This is a genomic window from Streptomyces sp. 130, assembly GCF_007096885.1.
In the GTDB taxonomy this organism is placed as follows: domain Bacteria; phylum Actinomycetota; class Actinomycetes; order Streptomycetales; family Streptomycetaceae; genus Streptomyces.
In genome coordinates, this window is the sequence record NZ_VJNO01000028.1 from 52,522 (window position 1) to 70,777 (window position 18,256).

Consider the following 18,256-nt stretch of genomic DNA (forward strand, 5'->3'; position numbering starts at 1 on the left):
AGGCTGCCCCCATGCCAAAGAAGCGCTCGGGCGGGGGTCTCACCACGACCCAGCAGGCCGCCAAGTTCCTCGGTGTCGCCGCACTCTCCGGAGTCGTCCTGGCGGGCATCGCGCTGCCGGCGGCCGGAGCACTGGGCCTCGCGGCCAAGGGGACGGTCGACGGGTTCGACGAGATCCCGGCCAACCTGAAGACCCCGCCGCTCAGCCAGCGCACCAAGATCCTCGACAGCGAGGGCGGCCTGATCGCCACGGTCTACTCGCGTGACCGCACGGTGGTGCCGCTCACGAGCATCTCCCCTTACATGCAGGACGCGATCATCGCGATCGAGGACGCCCGCTTCTACGAGCACGGCGCGGTCGACCTCAAGGGCATCCTGCGCGCGCTGAACCGCAACGTCCAGGCGGGCGGTACGGCGGAAGGCGCGTCGACCCTCACCCAGCAGTACGTGAAGAACGTCTTCGTGGAGGAGGCCGGCGACGACCCGGCCAAGGTCGCCGAGGCCACCCAGCAGACGCTGGGCCGCAAGGTCCAGGAGCTGAAGTACGCGATCCAGGTCGAGGAAGAGCTCGGCAAGCGGAAGATCCTGGAGAACTACCTCAACATCACCTTCTTCGGGCAGCAGGCGTACGGCGTCGAGGCGGCCTCCCAGCGCTACTTCTCCAAGTCCGCGAAGGACCTGAAGCTGGAGGAGGCGGCGCTGCTGGCCGGGATCGTGCAGTCGCCCAGCCGCTATGACCCCATCAACGACACGGAGGAGGCGACCAAGCGCCGCAACACCGTGCTCCAGCGGATGGCGGACATCGGCAAGATCTCGCAGACGGAGGCGGACAAGGCCAAGAACACCCCGATCAAGCTGAAGGTCAAGCGACCGCGGAACGGCTGCATCACCGCCGTCAGCGGCGCCGGGTTCTTCTGCGACTACGTCTCGAAGATCGTCAAGAGCGACCCGGCCTTCGGCAAGACCGCGAAGGACCGCGCGAAGCTCTGGGCGACCGGCGGGCTGACCATCAAGACGACCCTGGACCCGAGGTCGCAGGCCGCGTCCAACGAGGCCGCCGTCTCCCGCGTCAACGCGGACGACAAGGTCGCGGACGCGGTCGTCCAGGTCCAGCCCGGCACCGGACGCATCCTGGCGATGGCCCAGTCCCGCCCGTACGGCCTCGACTCCTCCAAGCACCAGACCATGCTGAACCTCTCGGTCGACCACGCGATGGGCGGCAGCTACGTCGGCTTCCAGGTCGGTTCGACGTTCAAGCCGATCACCGCGGCGGCGGCCCTGGAGAAGGGCATCAGCCCGGCGCAGACCTTCGACACCCCTTCCTCGATAACTCTTCCCGCCGACGCCTTCCGCACCTGCGACGGCGCCCCCGCCGATGACAAGCCGTGGGAGGTCGGGAACGAGACGGAGACCGAGAAGGGCATGTTCGACATGACCAGCGCGCTGGGCAAGTCGATCAACACCTACTTCGCCAAGCTGCAGCAGCAGACCGGCCTCTGCGAGACGCTCGCGATGGCCAAGAAGGTCGGCTACGACCGCGGTGACAACAAGCCGCTCCTGCAGGTCCCCACCACGACCCTCGGCAGCCAGGAGTCGACCCCGCTGGCCATGGCCTCGGTCTACGCGACCTTCGCCAACCGCGGCACGTACTGCACGCCGGTCGCGCTCCTCTCGGTCACCAAGCCGGACGGCAAGCCGATCGACGTACCGAAGTCGCAGTGCAACCGCGCGATGAGCGAGCACACGGCCGACACCATCAACCAGATGCTCAAGGGCGTCGTGGAGGACGGCACCGGTACGCAGGCCGGCCTCAGCGACCGGGACAACGCGGGCAAGACCGGTACCACCGACGAGCGCAAGAACGCCTGGTTCGTCGGCTACACACCGAACCTGTCCACGGCGGTATGGGTCGGCAGCGACGGCGCCCGCCAGAACAAGATGTCCAACATCGTCATCGGCGGCCAGTACTACGACAAGGTCTGCGGTGGCTGCCTGCCCGGACCGATCTGGAAGACGGCGATGACCGGCTCCCTCAGCTCGTCCGAGACCCCGTCCTTCAACCCGGTCGACGTACCGCGGGCGAAGGAGAGGGAGGACAAGGACAAGAACAGGGACCGGGACAAGAAGAAGCCGGGCGACAACAAGCCCGGCGACGACAACCCGTTCCCCGGGATCAGCATCCCGCCGGACATCCTCGGCGGCGACAACGGCCACGGCCGCGGTCAGAACGGTGGCGGTACGAACGGCCCCTGATCGGCCGTTGCACAGACGCACAGACGCACAGACGAGGGCGGGGCGCTCCGGATCATCCGGGCGCCCCGCCCTCGTAGGTACGCGGCCGGCTCGGCCTTCGCTCAGCCCGCGAGGAGCTTCTTCACCGTGGCGGCCACCCGGCCGCCCTCGGCGCGCCCCGCCACCTTCGGGTTGACGATCTTCATGACGGCGCCCATCGCGCGCGGCCCCTCGGCCCCGGCGGCCTTCGCCTCGTCGACGGCGGAGGCCACGATCGCGGTCAGTTCCTCGTCGCTCAGCTGCTGGGGGAGGTACGCCTCAAGGATCTCGCCCTCCTTCTTCTCCCGCTCGGCCTGCTCGGCCCGGCCGCCCTTGGCGAAGGCATCGGCGGCCTCACGGCGCTTCTTGGCCTCCTTGGCAATCACCTTCTGCACCTCGTCGTCGGAGAGTTCGCGGGCGGTCTTGCCGCCGACCTCTTCCTTCGTGATCGCGGTCAGGGTCAGCCGGAGCGTGGACGAGGTCAGTTCGTCACGCGCCTTCATGGCCGTGGTGAGGTCTTCCTTGAGCTTGGACTTGAGCGTGGTCATGTGGTGATTGTGGCAGGTGCGGGGCGCCCGGCGCCCGCCTGTTTTCCTGCGGGCGGACGGCGTCTGCGACGATGGGCGCATGCGCGCACGCTACGGAGTACCCCTGAAAATCACGGCGGTCACCGCCGCGGCCGGCGCCGCCGGTCTCGCCTACGCGGCAGGCTTCGAAGTCCGCTCGTTCCGCCTGCGCAGGGTCACTGTCCCGGTGCTTCCCCGAGGGGCGCGCCCGTTGCGCGTCCTCCAGGTCTCCGACGTGCACATGGTCAGCGGACAGCGCAAGAAGCGCGCCTGGCTCCAGTCCCTGGCCGGTTTGCGCCCCGACTTCGTGGTGAACACCGGCGACAACCTCTCCGACCCCGAGGCCGTACCGGAGCTGCTGGACGCCCTCGGCCCGCTGATGGAGCTCCCGGGCGTGTACGTGTTCGGCTCCAACGACTACTACGGCCCCAAGCTGCGCAACCCGGTCCGCTATCTCTTCGAGAAGGCGTCGGGCAAGCACGGGCTCAACGGCAACGCCCCGGCGACCGGCGCCGTCCACAACCCGTGGGAGCCGATGCGCGACGCCTTCGACGAGGCGGGCTGGCTCAACCTGTCCAACACCCGAGGCCGCCTCAAGCTGGACGGCCTGGAGCTCGCCTTCACCGGCCTGGACGACCCGCACATCAAGCGCGACCGCTACGCCGAGGTGGCCGGCGGCCCCGAGACGGGCGCCGACCTCTCGATCGGCGTGGTCCACGCCCCCTACCTGCGCTCCCTGGACGCGTTCACCACGGACGGTTACCCCTTGATCCTCGCCGGTCACACCCACGGCGGCCAGGTCTGCATCCCCTTCTACGGCGCCCTGGTCACCAACTGCGACCTGGACACGGACCGCGTGAAGGGCCTCTCCACCCACTACTGCGGCGGCAACCGCTCCTACCTCCACGTCTCCGCGGGCTGCGGTACGAGCCGCTACGCCCCGGTCCGCGTGGCCTGCCCCCCGGAGGCGACCCTGCTCACCCTGACGCCCCGGGACGCCTGACCGGGCCGCTCCCGCCGATCACGACAACAACCGGATTTCGTCTCCGGGCGCCGGTGGGCTAAAGTTGTCGATGTCGCCGGGAGACCGGCGGCGATCGGGGTGTAGCGCAGCTTGGCAGCGCGCTTCGTTCGGGACGAAGAGGTCGTGGGTTCAAATCCCGCCACCCCGACAGCTGTAAGACCAGGTCAGGGGTCTGATTCGAGAGATCGAATCAGACCCCTGACTGGTTTTGTAGATCGTTTGGAGGCGGAGGCCCCCGCAGAGCGGTACGCATGCCGCCGCCCGTCCCCGCGCGCGCTACCGAGCCCGGATCGCTTGAGCGCCGACAGGTGCCGGCCGATCGTGGACGGCGCTCCGCCGACCCTTGCCGTCAGGCGTGCCACATCGTTCTCGCCCTGCGCCGGGGCCCGGGGGATACGCGGACGCACCGGGGAGGCGAGCAGCCCGAAGGTCACGGCCGCCGCCCGTTCCAGGACCTCGCCGGACGCGTCCCCGAGCACACGCATGTCGTCCGACGCCGCCTTTTCGCACCCCTCTCCAGCCGACGACGGGTGCGCGCTGTCCGAATCTGCGCGCCCGGCACGTCTCCGGCTGATTCCGGGACGGACTTCCCCCCTATGCTTCTACGCGCATGTAGATGGCCGGAGGTCGTCCGGCCCAAGTGCTGAACCAGGCAAGCTATCTGAAGGAGTGAACGCCACATGGTGTTCAAGCGTCTGCTCGGCTCGCTCGGCGTGGGCGGCCCCTCGGTGGACACCGTGCTGGATTCCGGCGCGGTGACGCCCGGTGGCACCCTGAGCGGCCAGGTGCACCTGGAGGGCGGGAACGCCGACTTCACCATCGAGCACATCACCCTGGAGCTCGTGGCCCGCGTCGAGGCCGAGCATCACGACGGTGAGTCCGAGGGCGTGGTCGTCTTCCATCAACACGTGGTGGGCGGGGGCTTCCCCCTCGCCGAGGGCGAGCAGCGCAGCGTGCCGTTCTCCTTCCCGCTGCCATGGGAGACGCCGATCACCGAGTTGTACGGGCAGGGCCTGGGCATCGCCCTCGGTGTGCGGACCGAGCTGGGTGTCGCCGGCGCGAAGGACAAGGGCGACCTGGACCCGCTCGCGGTGCGGCCGCTGCCCGCGCAGGAGGCGATCCTGGAGGCCCTGGGCCAGCTCGGGTTCGGCTTCAAGTCGGCCGACCTCGAGCTCGGGCACATCCGGGGAACCGGTCAGCAGTTGCCCTTCTACCAGGAGATCGAGCTCGCACCGCCTCCGCAGTACGCACACCAGGTCAACGAGATCGAGGTGACCTTCCTCTCCGGACCCGCCGGCCTGGAGGTGATCCTGGAGGCCGACAAGCGCGGCGGCTTCTTCTCCGAGGGTCACGACACCCTCGGCCGCTACACGGTCAGCCACCACGGCGTCGAGCAGACCGACTGGAACGCCGAGGCCGATGGCTGGATCCGCCGGCTCGTCGAGCACCGCGCCTCCCACGGAGCGCACTCCTCGTACGGCTCCCACGCCGACTTCAGCCACGGTGACCACCACCACGGCGACCACCGCGACGACCACGGGCACCGCTCCGGTCCGGGCATGGGCACCGCGATCGCGGCGGGCGCGGCGGGCCTCGCGGTCGGCGTCGTCGGCGGCATGGTCGCGGCCGAGGCCGTCGACGAGATCGGCGACTTCTTCGAGGGCGACGAGGAGGAAGGCGACGAGGGCTGACCCAGCCTGACGAGGCCTCATCCGCACACCTCCTGGGCCCGCAACGGGACGGAATCGCGCCCGTACAGCCACACGGGCCATCCGGAGCACGGGGCCGGGAGCGTCGACCGGGTCCGCCTCTAGGGCAGTGCGGATTCCGGCCCTACGGCACTGCGGATTCCGGCCCTACGGCACTGCGGATTCCGGCCCTACGGCACTGCGGATTCCGGCTCTACGGCACCGCAGGTTCCGGGCTTGGGGATACAGCGATATCGCCTCCCCCGCGGGAGCCCGCCATGCCAGCCCACTCCCCCGTACTCGCCCTGATCGCCGCCACGTCGGCCACTGCCTCGATGCGCAGCACCGACCGCGCGACGCTTGCCGAAAGCCCGCGATTCCACGGTTCTTGGGGCCGTCGTGCGCCAAGTGCCATGCGCAGAGCCCCGAAACCCTGACGGCGGCCGGCTCGCCCGAGAAGCCGGCCCTCTCGTGGGGCGGCCACGGACGAGTTGACCGGGAACAGCGCGGCGCGACTCAGCGCCTGATAACTTCTACATCAATGTAGAAGATTCGGGGGTGGCCCGGACCGACCCCGTCCGGCCCGGGCCGCCTCCGACACGTAACGGAGCTCGGACATGGCCCTGTGGGACCGCATCAAGGAATCCGCGTCGACGATGCAGACGCAGCTGATGGCGAAGAAGAACGACCTGAAGAGCGGCGCGTTCCGCGACGCCGCCATGGCGATGTGCGCGCTCGTCGCCGCCGCGGACGGCAGCATCGACCCGTCCGAACGTCAGAAGGTCGCCCAGCTCATCATGAGCAACGAGGTGCTGCAGAACTTCCCGGCGGAGGACCTCCAGCGCCGCTTCGAGGCCAACTGCGACAAGCTCACCGCCGACTTCGGCTTCGGCAAGGTCAGCGTCCTCCAGGAGGTCGCCAAGGCGAAGAAGAAGCCCGCCGAGGCCCGCGCCGTCATCCAGATCGGCATCATCATCGGCGGCGCCGACGGCGACTTCGACAAGGACGAGCAGGCGGTCGTACGGGAGGCGTGCTTCGCCCTCGGCCTCCCGCCGCACGAGTTCGACCTGTAGTCGACCACCGTTCTGGGTGGGGCCCGCCCCGTCGTCGCCGGCCCCACCCTCCGCGCCCTGCCGGGCCGGGACCGTCAGCTCCTCCGCGAACACCTGTGACGTCCGGAAAAGGATCAGAACCCACCAGAAGCAGTCCGTCAGTTCATCAGCCCCCCCCTCGTTCCCCCGGGGTTTACGGGAGTCGGGCTGCGACCGGGGCCCGTCAGAGCGGGGTCGCCGCCTTGAGGATCACGAACAGCGTGACGGCCGAGTTCGCCGAGGAGAGCGCGGAGACCGTGGTACCGGCTGCCGCACCCCATGCCGCCAGACCCGCGCGCGTGAACAGCGACGGCCAGACGCCCGCGACCGGAGCCGGGCCCAGCAGGGCCGCCACCCGACGCGGTACGGGACCCGCCGCCGCGAATCCCGCGAGCGTCACAGCCGGCGCGACCCGGGAGGCCAGCGCGGCCTTGCCGACCGCTCGCGCCACGACCCGGCGGCTGCCGATCCGGGCGGCGGCCTCCTCGTCCGCCCACCGCTCGGTGGTGTACGTGACCGCCGTGCGCAGGGGCCGCAGGAACGGGTTGGCACGCGCGGCGAGCTGCACGGTCAGCAGGAACCTGTGGTGCCGGGCGTCGAGGTGGGCACGCTCGTGGGCGAAGAGGGCTCGGCGCTCGGGCCCTTTCAGGGCGGCGAGCATCGCGGTCGTGACGACGACACGGTTCCTCCGGCCCGGCAGGGCGTACGCGTACGGGCTCTTGTCGGGCAGCACCACGCCCGAGGTGGCCGGCAGCCCCGCCAGCGCCCGCCCGGCGCGGCTGCGCACGCGGTGGTGGCGCCACGCGGCTCTGGCGCAGGAGGCGAGAACGGCGAACAGGGCGGGGATGGCGGCCTTCCCCGCGACCTCGTCGTACGGGACGGCCTCGCGGACCTCCGGGTCCGACCAGCCGTCCGGCAGCGGGTTGCCGGGAAGCTGCGCGGTGCCGACCACCATCAGCAGGGCCAGGCACACGGTGCTGCACACGGCCAGCACACCGGACACACCGGCCAGGAGCCAGGTGGCTGTCCGCGGATGCAGGTGGTGCTCGGCAAGTCGTGCGACCGGCCATGCCGTCAAGGGCAGGACCAGCGGCAGGAAGACGAAGAGCCCCATGCCGTCAGCCTTCCCCCTCCTCGGAGTCCTGAGCCAGCAGGTCCCGCAACAAGCGCTCGTCATGAGGCGGGAGGCCCGTCACAAAGCTGGCCAGCACCGCCTCCCGGTCCGCCTCGCCGTCCAGGACCTTCCGCATCCGCAGCGCCGCGAGCCCGGCCTCGTCGGCGACCGCCGTCCACTCGAACGAACGCCCCGCCCGCTCGCGCGACACCGCGCCCTTCACGTGCAGACGGGTCAGGATCGTGATGACGGTCGTGTAGGCGAGACCGCCGCCGAGCCGCTCCCGCACCCACCCCGCGGTACGGGCACCGCCGGCCTGGCGCAGCGCGGACAGCACCTGCGCTTCGAGCTCGCCCTGTCCCCGCCGCCGGGGAGAGGCGTCCTGCCCCTCTCGCGTGTCCTTCGTCATTCCGCCGCCCTCCCGCCGACTCGTCCTGCCCTGTGGGGCGGTTCATCGTACTGAGACGTCGCGGCTCGGCCTGTTGTCGTTCGGGTGGCGTTGGTGGCGCTGTCGTACGACATGGGAGACGCGGCACGGGGCCGGAAGCCGGGCCTTCCCCATTCCCTCTACATCACTGTAGATTTTCAGCTCCGAGACGACCACCTCCTGGGAGAGCGGAAGACAGTGTTCGGAATCAGCGAGATGGCGATCATCCTGATCGCCGTCATTCTCCTCATCGGCGCCAAGAAGCTGCCCGAACTCGCCCGCAGCGCCGGCAAGGCCGCCCGCGTCCTCAAGAGCGAGACCAAGGCGATGAAGGCCGATGGCGCCCCGGAACCGCAGGCCACCTACCAGGTCACCGACAGCCGCCCCCTCCAGAATCCGGCCACGCGGGGCGACGGACACCCCGACGCCTCGCCGGGCCCGGCCCCGGGGAACGTACGCCCCTGAGCCGACGGGCCGTGCGTCCGCGACGCGCCGCCCGCGAGGCGGCTGCCTCTCCTCGTACGGTCGCGTGCCCCTCGCCTTTCAGGCACTTCGGGCTCGCACCGGGGCAGCGGGTCGCCGGGCGCCGCCTCTGCTCCTGCACGCGGCCGCGAGCCGCAGGGCGATGGTGGCGGCCCCGGCGGCCGTCGCCGTGCACAGCGCGATGAAGACGTCGGGTATCCAGACCCACAGCGCGTTGGGGCCGATGAGGGCGAGGGCTGCCGCCATGGCGATACCGGGCAGGGCGCCGGCCAGACACCACAGGACGGTGGGGACGACGCGGCGGGGTACGGGCCGTCGGCGGAGCAGGCGGGCAGCGTGGAAGGCGCCCGCGAGGAGGGCGAGGGCCAGGGCGGTGACGCCCCAGACCGTGGCGTGGTACGTCGCGGCGGAGGGGGCGTCGGTGGGGGTGGCGCCTCCGGCGAGGATGCGGGCGGCGCCGAAGCCGACTTCCATGACGGCAGCGTCGTGAAGGAGGCCGTGGAGGTTCTGCTGGAGGACGAGGGCGATGTTCCGCTCCGGCAGGAGGAAGAGCATCGCGGAGTAGCCCGGGGTGGCGCCGGTGTGCCAGATCGCGCTGTCGAGGGGAGCCTCAAGGCCCCCGACGCGCCAACCCAGTCCGTATCCGGTTTCGGCGCCGGATGGGTCCAGTCGGCCGGACTGCCGCATGAGGCGGACGGACTCGGGCGTCAGGACCGACGCTCCGTCGTCGGCCTTCCCCGACCGGAGCTGGAGGGCCGCGAAGGCGGCGAGGTCGTTCAGGTCACCGCCGGTGTAGCCGTAGGCGGCGCCGTCGTCGTCCACGCCGTCGGCGATCGCGGACGGTATGCCCCACAGCAGCTGGTGTCCGGGCGGAAGGTTCCGCTCGCGGGCGGACGCCCGGTCGGCGATCGCCCCGTCCATGCCGGCCGGGCGCAGGACGCTGTCCCGGAGATGGTCGGCGAAGGACCGGCCGGTCACGGACTCGACGACGGCGGCCAGCACGAGGTAGTTGGCGCTGGTGTACGCGTACGTGGAGCCGGGCGGTCCGAGCGGATGGATGCCGTCCAGCTCGGCGACGCGCTCCACCGCGCCCGGGCAGTCCGCGTCGACGCAGTCGGTGACCTCGATGGTGGCCGACTCGGGAAGGCCCGCGGTCTGCTGGAGCAGGTGGCGGACAGTGACGCGAGAGGCGTGGGCGTCACCGCCGAAGCGGAAGGCGGGGAGGTGGTCGACGACCGGGTCGTCGAGCCGGAGCCGCCCGTCCTGCACGAGCGTCATCACGGCGCTCGCGGCGATGGGCTTGGCGACCGAGCCCCAGAGGAAGGGAGTGTCGGTCGTGACCGGTTCGCCGTGTCCGTCCGTTCCCCAGGCCCGCGTATGAATCGGCCCGCCGGGCCCGACCACGGCGTAGGAGAGCCCGGGCGTACGGGTGGCCTCCATGCGTCCGCGCACATAGGCGTCCACAGCCGCCAAGCGGTCTGCGGAGACGGGCGAGTCGGCCGCGGCCGGCGGCTGACCTGAGGGCAGCAGAGGGAGCAGGAGGGCTGTCGCCGCCGCGGCGACGCGGCCAAGCGGGCTGAGCATGGAGTGTCGTCCTTCCATGAGCACACCGGGTAACCATATGGAGATACGGTTATAACCGTACGCTGGTACGGTTATCAAGTGCCACGAACCGCCGACCATGAAGAACGCCGCCGTCAAATCGCCGGGGCGGTCAGCCAGTTGATCACCACTCACGGGCTCGACGCCGTCACCGTCGCCCGCACGGCCGCCACCGCGGGCATGTCCGTCGGACTCGTCCAGCACTACTTCCGCACCAAGGACGAGATGCTGCTCCACGCCTTCCGCGAGGTCTCGGCTCGCATCCGCGCGCGCGTCGAGGCACGGATCAGGGACGGGGTCGAGCACAAGCGGCCCATCGCCCGGGTCATGGCCGAGGTGATGACCGAGTACATCCCCCTGGACGAGGCCCGACGCACCGAGTACCGGGTGGCCCGCGCGTTCGCCGGCCGCTCCCTCGACGCCCCCGCCCTCGCGGCTGTCGACACGGAGACCGCCTGCAAGCTGCGCGACGACATCGCCCGCGCCGTCCACAACGGCAAGGAGTGCGGAGAGGTCGAGGAGGACGTGGACCCGCTGCCCGCCGCCATTCGCCTCACCGCCGTGATGGAGGGCCTGGCGCTCCAGGTCTACCGCGAGCCCGAGGACGCCGCCGAAGCAACCGTGGCCCCGTGCGTGACACCCCTGCTCGAGGCCGAACTGGCCGTCGTCTTCACCGGCGAGTGCCGCCAGTACGCGAGATAGTCAACCGACCCGCCGGGGCCGCCTGCCGATGCCGGTTGCCGCGCGTCCGCGACGGCTCGACCACGGGAGACGACCGGGGCGTCGAGCAGCCGCCCCGGGAGAGACCCGGGAGACGATCCGTCCGGGACGAAGGGGTCGTGGGCTCAAATCCCGTCACCCCGACGGTGATTACCAGGTCAGGGACCTGATCCGCATCGCGGGTCGGGCCCCTGAGCGGCTTCTGGGGGCAGGGGCCGTGCGGCAGCCCGGACGCGAACCACCACTCGTACGGCTTCGGCCTCGACGCCGGCCGCGGGGCCGGAGCCGGGAAGCCGGACGCCGCCACCGGTGAGCCGCCCCCTGTGATGCGATGGGCCGGTCATCGTAAAACCTTTGTTTCAGGGGGAGTTGTGGGTTTATCTACGCGCGGAGCTATGGCTGCCGACCGATCATTCGGGCAATTCAGGCGGGTTCTCGCAGAGCTATTACCGACTGGTACCGGGAGCTGCTACAACAGGGACCGCTCACTCAACCCCCCACCCACCCCCCACACTTCGGAGGGCTGACAGCCATGTCAGTACGGAGATTCTGGGCGTCCGCATCCACTCTGCTCCTCGCCGCCGCTGCCGCTCTGGGGATCGCCCAGCCGGCTTCGGCGTCCTCCCCGGCCGCCGCCGGCGGGTACGTCGCCCTGGGCGATTCGTACTCGTCCGGTGTCGGCGCGGGCAGCTATCTGTCCGACAGCGGTGACTGCCGGCGCAGTACCAAGGCCTATCCCTACCTCTGGGCGGCGGCGAACTCGCCGTCCTCCTTCGCGTTCGTCGCCTGTTCGGGCGCCACCACGAGCACCGTGGCCAGTGGTCAGCTCGGCGCGCTGAGTTCGTCCACGTCGCTGGTGAGCGTCACCGCGGGCGGCAATGACGTCGGGTTCGCCGACGTCATGCAGGACTGCGTGCTGTCCGGCGAGTCCGCCTGCGTCTCGGCCGTGAACGCGGCCGTCGGCAAGATGAACAACGCCCTGCCCTCGGCGCTGAGTTCGCTCTACGCCTCCATCCACTCCAAGGCCCCGCAGGCCCATGTCGTGGTGCTGGGCTACCCCCGCTTCTACAAGATCGGCGGAAGCTGTCTGGTCGGACTGTCCGACAAGGCGCGTACGGCCATCAACAACGCGTCCGACGTGCTGAACGGCGTCATCGCCAAGCAGGCGGCGAACGCCGGGTTCACCTTCTCCGGGGTCGCCGACGAGTTCACCGGGCATGAGCTGTGCTCCGGCGATCCGTGGCTGCACAGCGTCTCGATCCCCGTCTACAACTCGTACCACCCGAAGCCCGAGGGCCAGTCCGGCGGTTACCTGCCGGCGTTCCGCTCGGCGGCGTAGACACGAAAGCGGCGCCCCGGCCCTCCGCCGGGGCGCCGCTGCCCCGTCAGACCGCCGGGCGGGTCGCCTTGAGGGAGTACATCAGCGGGATGCGCGGACGGTCCGGCGGGAAACGGAAGAAGTCGTCCCCGCCACGTTTCAGGACCGGGAAACGCGCGAAGAGCGAGACGTCGTGCTCGTGGAGGAATTCGATCCGCAGGCCGGCGGCGGCCAGCGCGGACACCACGCTGCCCACCGGGTGCTGCCACTCGACGCTGCGGTTGTGGACGGTCGGGGCGTCGAAGTCCGCGTACGTACCCGGAGTCTCGTCCACCCATGCCTCGTGGCTGAAGTAGTCGTGCACGATCCGCGAGCCCGTCTCGTCGTCCAGGCAGTCCGTGAGCGGATGGAACTCCGCGAGGTAGAGGAAGCCGCCGGGCGCCACCAGCGACGCGGCCGTCTCGGCCCAGCGGTCGATGTCGGGCAGCCAGTTCAGCGCGCCGACGCCCGTGTAGACGATGTCGTACGAGGAGTCCGGCACGGCCTGGGCCGCGTCGTACACATCGGCGGCGACGAAGGCCGCGCGGTCGGGGCCGAGCCCCAGGTCCCGGGCGAGGGCGCGGGCGGTCTCGACGGCCGGTTCGGAGAAGTCGAGGCCGACGACCTGCGCCGCGCCGTGCCGGGCCCAGGAGAGGGTGTCGAGTCCGATGTGGCACTGCAGGTGCAGCAGCGACCGGCCGGTCACCTCACCGACCTCGGCCAGCTCGAAGGGCCGCAGGGCGTCCTTCCCCGCGCGGAAGGAGCCCAGGTCGTAGAAGTCACTGCCTGCGTGGATGGGCACGCGTTCATCCCACATCCTGCGGTTGGCCTCGCGCCAGTCGGGCGGTGTCGGAGCGGTGGACATGTGCGCGAGGTTATCCACAGGCTGCGGATGAGGCGAACGGATTGTCGGGGGCCCGGCGCAGAATGGGGTCATGACTGAGGCCACTGGATCGCCGACGACCGCATCCGTTCCGCTGTGGGAGCAGCGCTTCCGCGCGCCCCGGGTGTCGCTGCCCGACTGGGCCGAGGACGCGCCGGACCGCGCGTTGTTCGTCTCCAACGCGACGGGGACCTACGAGCTGTACGCGTGGGACCGGTCGACCGGTGAGCAGCGCCGGGTGACCGACCGGCCGAACGGGACGACGGACGGCGTGCTGACGCCGGACGGCGAGTCCGTGTGGTGGTTCGACGACACCGACGGGGACGAGTTCGGGGTGTGGATGCGCCGGCCGTTCCACGGCGGAGTGGACGCCGGGTCCGCGCCGGCCGCTCCGGGCCTCGGGCCGTCCTATCCGGCCGGGCTCGCGATCGGCCGGGACAACACGGCGGTGATCGGCCGTTCGACGGACGAGGACGGTTCGACGGTCCATGTCGTACGGCCGGGCGCGGCCCCCGTGGAGATCTACCGGCACCGCGAATCGGCCGGGGTCGGCGACCTGAGCCACGACGGCACGCTGATCGCCCTGGAGCACACCGAGCACGGGGACGCGATGCACTCCGCGCTGCGCGTGGTCCGGCCGGACGGGACGACGGTCGCGGAGCTGGACGACACGGAGGGGGGTACGAAGGAGCTGGGCCTCGCCGTCCTCGGCTTCGCGCCGGTCGCCGGCGACACCCGGCTGCTGGTCGGGCACCAGAGGCGCGGACGCTGGGAGCCGATGATCTGGGACCCGGTGGCGGGCACGGAGACGGACCTGGCCATCGACCTGCCGGGCGATGTGGGCGCCGAGTGGTATCCGGACGGCTCCGCGCTGCTCGTCGAGCACGGCTTCGAGGCCCGCAGCGAGCTCTGGCGGTACGAGCCCGCCGCGGCCGACGGCGAGCTGGTCCGGCTGGAGACGCCGGCCGGCACGGTCTCCGGCGCCACGGCCCGCCCGGACGGGACGGTCGAATACCTGTGGTCGTCGGCGGCCGAGCCGCCCGTCGTCCGCTCCACGACCGGCGCGGTGGTGCTCGACCCGCCGGGGGCCAAGGCCCCGGCCTCGGTGCCCGTCGAGGACGTGTGGGTGGACGGGCCCGGCGGCCGGATCCACGCGCTCGTCCAGCGTCCGGCGGCGCCCGCCGAGGGGCCGTTCCCGACGGTCTTCGAGATCCACGGCGGCCCCACCTGGCACGACAGCGACGCATTCGCGGCCGGCCCGGCGGCCTGGGTCGACCACGGCTACGCGGTCGTCCGGGTCAACTACCGCGGCTCGACCGGTTACGGGCGGGCGTGGACGGACGCGCTCAAGCACCGCGTCGGGCTGATCGAGCTGGAGGACATCGCGGCGGTACGGGAGTGGGCGGTGAAGTCCGGCCTCGCGGACCCGGCGAAGCTCGTTCTGGCCGGCGGCTCCTGGGGCGGCTATCTCACGCTGCTCGGCCTCGGTACGCAGCCCGGCGACTGGGCCCTCGGGCTGGCCGCGGTCCCCGTCGCGGACTACGTCACGGCGTATCACGACGAGATGGAGGCCCTGAAGGCGATGGACCGCACGCTGCTGGGCGGGACGCCGGAGGAGGTGCCCGAGCGGTTCGAGGCGTCGTCCCCCCTGACGTACGTCGACGCCGTGCGCGCCCCGGTCTACATCTCCGCCGGGGTCAACGACCCGCGCTGCCCGATCCGCCAGGTGGAGAACTACGTGGACCGGCTGAAGGCCCGGGACGCCGTGCACGAGGTCTACCGGTACGACGCGGGGCACGGCTCGCTCGTCGTGGAGGAGCGGATCAAGCAGGTCCGGCTGGAGCTCGACTTCGCCCGACGGCACCTGTCCGGGGTGTCGCCGGCCGGGCCCGCGTAGGAGCCGGATAAAAGGCCGCCTTCCGGGTGCCCCCGCTCCGGCCGGCCGGAGCGGGGACCGTACCGTGGAGGGGTGTACCGGTTCCTGCTGACCCCGCGGTGGTGGGGGATCAACCTCTTCGTCGTGCTGGCGATCCCGTTCTGCGTGTTCATGGGCACCTGGCAGCTCGGCCGCTTCGAGGACCGCGTGCACACGCACGAGGCCGCCGAGAAGCAGCCCGCGCCCGGCAGCCGTACCGCCGAACCGCTCGACGAGCTGCTGCCCGTCGACACCGAGACCTCCGGCCGGCCCGCCATCGCGACCGGGCGGTACGCGGACCGCTTCCTGGTGCCCGGCCGCGAGCTGGACGAGCGGAAGGGGTTCTACGTCCTGGACATGCTCCGGACCGACAGCGGCAAGGCCCTGCCGGTGGTACGCGGCTGGCTGCCCGGGAAGCCCGGTCAGACCCGGGTGCCGCCCGCGCCGGCCGGCCGGGTCACGGTGACCGGCGACCTCCAGGCCTCGGAAAACGCGGGCACTGCGGGCGTCGGCGCGACGGGTGGGCTGCCGGACGGCCAAGTGGGCATGATCAGCGCGGCGTCACTCGTCAACCTGGTGCCGTACGACGTGTACGACGCCTGGGTGACGCTCCCGGCGAGCGGCGCGGGCGGCTCCGAGAAGGCCGTGGGCGCCTCGGGCGACGCGGTGAGCGGTGCGGCCCGGTCCGAGGCGACCGCATTGCGCCCGGTTCCGGCCGCCGCGCCGGAGGGCGGCGGGCTCGACCTCAAGGCCTTCCAGAATCTCGGCTACACGGGTGAGTGGTTCGTCTTCGCCGGGTTCGTGGTCTTCATGTGGTTCCGGCTGCTCCGGCGCGAGGCCGAGGCCGCCCGGGACGTGCGGCTCGGCCTGGTGCCCGAGGCGGAGGCCGTCTCACCGGCGGTCCCCGAGGCGGAGGCCCGCTCCGGGGTGTGAGCGGGCGGCCCGGCGGCGCGGGCCACCGGCCGCCCCGGACCCGCCGCTACGACGAGGGCTCCAGGACGCCCGTCCGGTAAATCGTTCCCGCGCAGGCGTTGTCGATCTTCGTAGCGGCGACCGGAGCCCCCGGCTCCGGGGTGTGCCGCACGGAGATGCTGCCCTCGGCGGGGGCCGCGCCGTCGGCGCCGAACTGCGTCTCCGTGCCCGTCTCGCTCTCTCCGGTGCCGCCCGTGGCCACGGATCCGGCCGAACCGCCGCCGCCGGCGCCCCCCGCGCCGTCCGTCGGCGTCGGGGAGGGCGAACCGCCGGTGGACGGACAGGTGTCCTTCGGGACCCAGGCGAACTGCACCTCGTAGACCGCGTCCGGCTTCAGCAGGACGCTGTCCTCCTCCGCGGCGGGGTCGGGCAGACCGGACGCGGGGTCGCCCGGGGTGTGCCGGACGACCTCGATCCGCGTCGGGTCGGCCGCGCCCATCGCCTCGAAGCCCACGGTGCCACCGCTGCGCACCACGCAGTCCTCGCCGGACACGTTGGCGATGCGGAACGCCCCGTAGACCGTGCCGTCGGCGCCCGGCGCGCCGCTCCTGGCCGACTTCACGCCGAGCTGTCCCGGATCGCACGGGCGCATGGTGTCCACCGCGCTCATGGCGGGATCGGCGGACGCGCCGGCCGGGTCGCCGACCTGGCCCTGGCCGCTGCTGTCGGACGGGGTCGTGGTGCTGTGCGGAAGCCCCTGGCCGCCGTTGGGGTGGCCGCCGCCGCTCTCGCCGCCGCCGTTGCCCGAGTCCGCACCGGGCTCCTCGCCGTTGCCGCCCTGCGCCTGCTCGCCGTGGCCGGCGATGGCGGGGCTGGCCGTGCCGGCGCCGTCCGAGTTGGCGACGTGGACGAACGCGGGGATCGCGGTGCCGATGAGCAGGGCCGCCGCGGCGGCACCGACCAGGGCCTGCCGCCGCCGGGCCCGCCGGGCGGGCACCGCGCGCTGCAGTCGGTCGAGGCTGCCCTCGCTCGGCTCCAGGTCCTGCACGGCACCGTGCATCATGCGGCGCAGCGCGTCCTCGGCGCCGTCGTCACCGTCGTCGCCGAAGGGCACACCCCCGCCGGCCGATCCGCCGCCGAACAGGCCGGCCGTGGCCGCGAGGCCCAGGGGGTCGCCGTCGCGGTCCGCGTGCGGGGCGTCGTCCGGCCCTTGGTTCACAGGTGCGTTCCCGGTCCGGTCCAGCGGCACGCCACGCGGGAATGCGCGCCGCGATCCGTCACGGCCCCCGGGCCGCCGGTCCTGTTCATGGTCGTGATCGCGGTGGTCATCGCGCCGGCTCATACCTGCGCCTCCATCACCACGCGCAGGGCCGCGATACCGCGTGACCCGTAGGCCTTCACCGAGCCCAGGGATATGCCCAGCGTCTCGGCGACCTGGGCTTCGGTCATGTCCGCGAAGTAGCGCAGGACCAGCACCTCACGCTGACGCCTCTGCAGGCCGCGCATCGCCTTGATCAGCGCGTCCCGCTCCAGCTGGTCGTACGCCCCCTCCTCCGCGCTGGCCATGTCCGGCATCGGCTTCGAGAGCAGCTTCAGCCCGAGGATGCGGCGGCGCAGCGCGGAGCGGGAGAGGTTGACGACGGTCTGGCGCAGGTACGCGAGGGTCTTCTCGGGCTCGCGGACCCGGTTGCGCGCGGAGTGCACGCGGATGAACGCCTCCTGCACGACGTCCTCGCAGGACGCCGTGTCGTCCAGCAGCAGGGCCGCGAGGCCGAGCAGCGAACGGTAGTGGGCGCGGTAGGTTTCGGTGAGATGGTCGACGGTCGTTCCGGCTGCCACGCTCTCTTCAGCACCCTCGCGCTGCGCCGGCAGCCCCGTCTGGCGCGCGGCGGGCATGGGCGCGATCACCGGCATGCCACCGGCTGCACGGGCCCGGCGGAGCGGTCGCACCGAAGCGCCGCGCAAGGGGCCCACCACTGTGATATCGAGAACCTCTGCCACGCCAGTTGGACACGCTTCCCCCCGTCAGGGTTGTACGCATACGGCACCGCGTTTGAGGCCCTGCGATATGCCTTCATACGTACCCGCTCTTCCCAGATGCCCCGCACATGCGCCCCGCCGCGCAAGAAGTGACCGCTTAGACGCCTGGCGCCCGACCCGCGGTTGCAACGAACCGAAAGGTCATCGTCCGTCACGGCGACTGC

General features: G+C 71.6%; 16 protein-coding genes and 1 tRNA gene. 10 read left to right on the top strand and 7 right to left on the bottom strand.

Translation table 11 applies throughout. From position 1 onward, the window contains the following. Positions 1 to 11: 11 nt before the first annotated feature. Positions 12 to 2,252 (top strand): transglycosylase domain-containing protein, encoded by a 2,241-nt coding sequence (locus FKN01_RS22465; protein ID WP_143623406.1) that lies wholly within the window; start codon positions 12 to 14, stop codon positions 2,250 to 2,252. 101 nt (positions 2,253 to 2,353) lie between these two features. Here the strand turns inward: FKN01_RS22465 and FKN01_RS22470 are convergent, their stop codons facing one another. Next, on the bottom strand, positions 2,354 to 2,818 hold the full coding sequence (locus tag FKN01_RS22470) for a GatB/YqeY domain-containing protein (RefSeq protein WP_143623408.1): 465 nt from the start codon (positions 2,816 to 2,818) through the stop codon (positions 2,354 to 2,356). Positions 2,819 to 2,897: 79 nt separating this feature from the next. On the opposite strand from FKN01_RS22470, the gene FKN01_RS22475 reads away from it, so the two are divergent. The 4 genes from FKN01_RS22475 to FKN01_RS22490 all read left to right on the top strand — a co-directional run bounded on the left by FKN01_RS22475 (position 2,898) and on the right by FKN01_RS22490 (position 6,621). Further along, positions 2,898 to 3,839: a metallophosphoesterase gene (locus FKN01_RS22475; protein ID WP_143623410.1), complete on the top strand. Its 942-nt coding sequence runs from the start codon at positions 2,898 to 2,900 to the stop codon at positions 3,837 to 3,839. 95 nt (positions 3,840 to 3,934) lie between these two features. Further along, positions 3,935 to 4,008 (top strand) — tRNA-Pro (locus tag FKN01_RS22480). Positions 4,009 to 4,540: 532 nt separating this feature from the next. Next, positions 4,541 to 5,551, top strand: coding sequence for a sporulation protein (locus FKN01_RS22485; protein WP_143623412.1), 1,011 nt, complete (start codon positions 4,541 to 4,543; stop codon positions 5,549 to 5,551). Positions 5,552 to 6,165: 614 nt separating this feature from the next. Next, complete coding sequence (locus FKN01_RS22490) at positions 6,166 to 6,621, top strand: tellurite resistance TerB family protein (protein ID WP_143623414.1); 456 nt, start codon at positions 6,166 to 6,168, stop codon at positions 6,619 to 6,621. A 202-nt stretch (positions 6,622 to 6,823) separates the two neighbouring features. Here FKN01_RS22490 and FKN01_RS22495 read toward each other — a convergent pair whose 3' ends face one another. Both FKN01_RS22495 and FKN01_RS22500 read right to left on the bottom strand, forming a co-directional pair. Next, a complete protein-coding gene (locus FKN01_RS22495) occupies positions 6,824 to 7,753 on the bottom strand; it encodes a M56 family metallopeptidase (RefSeq protein ID WP_143623416.1) in 930 nt (309 codons plus the stop codon). A gap of 4 nt (positions 7,754 to 7,757) precedes the next feature. Beyond that, entirely contained in the window at positions 7,758 to 8,162 is a 405-nt protein-coding gene (locus tag FKN01_RS22500) for a BlaI/MecI/CopY family transcriptional regulator (protein ID WP_143623418.1), read from the bottom strand. Positions 8,163 to 8,378: 216 nt separating this feature from the next. On the opposite strand from FKN01_RS22500, the gene FKN01_RS22505 reads away from it, so the two are divergent. Further along, positions 8,379 to 8,645: a twin-arginine translocase TatA/TatE family subunit gene (locus FKN01_RS22505; protein WP_143623420.1), complete on the top strand. Its 267-nt coding sequence runs from the start codon at positions 8,379 to 8,381 to the stop codon at positions 8,643 to 8,645. A 78-nt stretch (positions 8,646 to 8,723) separates the two neighbouring features. Here the strand turns inward: FKN01_RS22505 and FKN01_RS22510 are convergent, their stop codons facing one another. Then, complete coding sequence (locus FKN01_RS22510; protein WP_143623422.1) at positions 8,724 to 10,247, bottom strand: serine hydrolase; 1,524 nt, start codon at positions 10,245 to 10,247, stop codon at positions 8,724 to 8,726. Positions 10,248 to 10,325: 78 nt separating this feature from the next. Between FKN01_RS22510 and FKN01_RS22515 the strand changes: the two genes are divergently transcribed. Both FKN01_RS22515 and FKN01_RS22520 read left to right on the top strand, forming a co-directional pair. Beyond that, positions 10,326 to 10,967, top strand: coding sequence for a TetR/AcrR family transcriptional regulator (locus FKN01_RS22515; protein WP_143623424.1), 642 nt, complete (start codon positions 10,326 to 10,328; stop codon positions 10,965 to 10,967). Positions 10,968 to 11,517: 550 nt separating this feature from the next. After that, the gene (locus FKN01_RS22520; protein WP_143623426.1) at positions 11,518 to 12,324 is read left to right on the top strand and encodes an SGNH/GDSL hydrolase family protein; all 807 of its coding nucleotides are present in this window, start codon (positions 11,518 to 11,520) and stop codon (positions 12,322 to 12,324) included. Between the two features lie 46 nt (positions 12,325 to 12,370). On the opposite strand, the gene FKN01_RS22525 is transcribed toward FKN01_RS22520, so the two are convergent. Next, positions 12,371 to 13,207 (bottom strand): bifunctional 2-polyprenyl-6-hydroxyphenol methylase/3-demethylubiquinol 3-O-methyltransferase UbiG, encoded by an 837-nt coding sequence (locus FKN01_RS22525; protein ID WP_143623428.1) that lies wholly within the window; start codon positions 13,205 to 13,207, stop codon positions 12,371 to 12,373. A gap of 70 nt (positions 13,208 to 13,277) precedes the next feature. Between FKN01_RS22525 and FKN01_RS22530 the strand changes: the two genes are divergently transcribed. Next, positions 13,278 to 15,122, top strand: coding sequence for a prolyl oligopeptidase family serine peptidase (locus tag FKN01_RS22530; protein WP_185992943.1), 1,845 nt, complete (start codon positions 13,278 to 13,280; stop codon positions 15,120 to 15,122). 72 nt (positions 15,123 to 15,194) lie between these two features. Further along, positions 15,195 to 16,073: an SURF1 family protein gene (locus FKN01_RS22535; RefSeq protein ID WP_143623430.1), complete on the top strand. Its 879-nt coding sequence runs from the start codon at positions 15,195 to 15,197 to the stop codon at positions 16,071 to 16,073. Positions 16,074 to 16,119: 46 nt separating this feature from the next. Here FKN01_RS22535 and FKN01_RS22540 read toward each other — a convergent pair whose 3' ends face one another. Both FKN01_RS22540 and FKN01_RS22545 read right to left on the bottom strand, forming a co-directional pair. Further along, the gene (locus FKN01_RS22540) at positions 16,120 to 17,271 is read right to left on the bottom strand and encodes a hypothetical protein (protein WP_143623432.1); all 1,152 of its coding nucleotides are present in this window, start codon (positions 17,269 to 17,271) and stop codon (positions 16,120 to 16,122) included. A gap of 119 nt (positions 17,272 to 17,390) precedes the next feature. Continuing rightward, on the bottom strand, positions 17,391 to 17,966 hold the full coding sequence (locus FKN01_RS22545; protein ID WP_018102121.1) for a SigE family RNA polymerase sigma factor: 576 nt from the start codon (positions 17,964 to 17,966) through the stop codon (positions 17,391 to 17,393). Positions 17,967 to 18,256 lie beyond the last annotated feature (290 nt).

Excerpts from the sequence above, each read along its gene's own strand:
- FKN01_RS22485 (WP_143623412.1), top strand. The coding sequence starts at position 4,541 with ATGGTGTTCAAGCGTCTGCTCGGCTCGCTCGGCGTGGGCGGCCCCTCG.
- FKN01_RS22490 (WP_143623414.1), top strand. The coding sequence starts at position 6,166 with ATGGCCCTGTGGGACCGCATCAAGGAATCCGCGTCGACGATGCAGACG.
- FKN01_RS22500 (WP_143623418.1), bottom strand. The coding sequence starts at position 8,162 with ATGACGAAGGACACGCGAGAGGGGCAGGACGCCTCTCCCCGGCGGCGG.
- FKN01_RS22530 (WP_185992943.1), top strand. The coding sequence starts at position 13,278 with ATGACTGAGGCCACTGGATCGCCGACGACCGCATCCGTTCCGCTGTGG.
- FKN01_RS22510 (WP_143623422.1), bottom strand. The coding sequence starts at position 10,247 with ATGCTCAGCCCGCTTGGCCGCGTCGCCGCGGCGGCGACAGCCCTCCTG.
- FKN01_RS22545 (WP_018102121.1), bottom strand. The coding sequence starts at position 17,966 with ATGCCGGTGATCGCGCCCATGCCCGCCGCGCGCCAGACGGGGCTGCCG.
- FKN01_RS22520 (WP_143623426.1), top strand. The coding sequence starts at position 11,518 with ATGTCAGTACGGAGATTCTGGGCGTCCGCATCCACTCTGCTCCTCGCC.
- FKN01_RS22470 (WP_143623408.1), bottom strand. The coding sequence starts at position 2,818 with ATGACCACGCTCAAGTCCAAGCTCAAGGAAGACCTCACCACGGCCATG.
- FKN01_RS22495 (WP_143623416.1), bottom strand. The coding sequence starts at position 7,753 with ATGGGGCTCTTCGTCTTCCTGCCGCTGGTCCTGCCCTTGACGGCATGG.
- FKN01_RS22465 (WP_143623406.1), top strand. The coding sequence starts at position 12 with ATGCCAAAGAAGCGCTCGGGCGGGGGTCTCACCACGACCCAGCAGGCC.
- FKN01_RS22525 (WP_143623428.1), bottom strand. The coding sequence starts at position 13,207 with ATGTCCACCGCTCCGACACCGCCCGACTGGCGCGAGGCCAACCGCAGG.
- FKN01_RS22475 (WP_143623410.1), top strand. The coding sequence starts at position 2,898 with ATGCGCGCACGCTACGGAGTACCCCTGAAAATCACGGCGGTCACCGCC.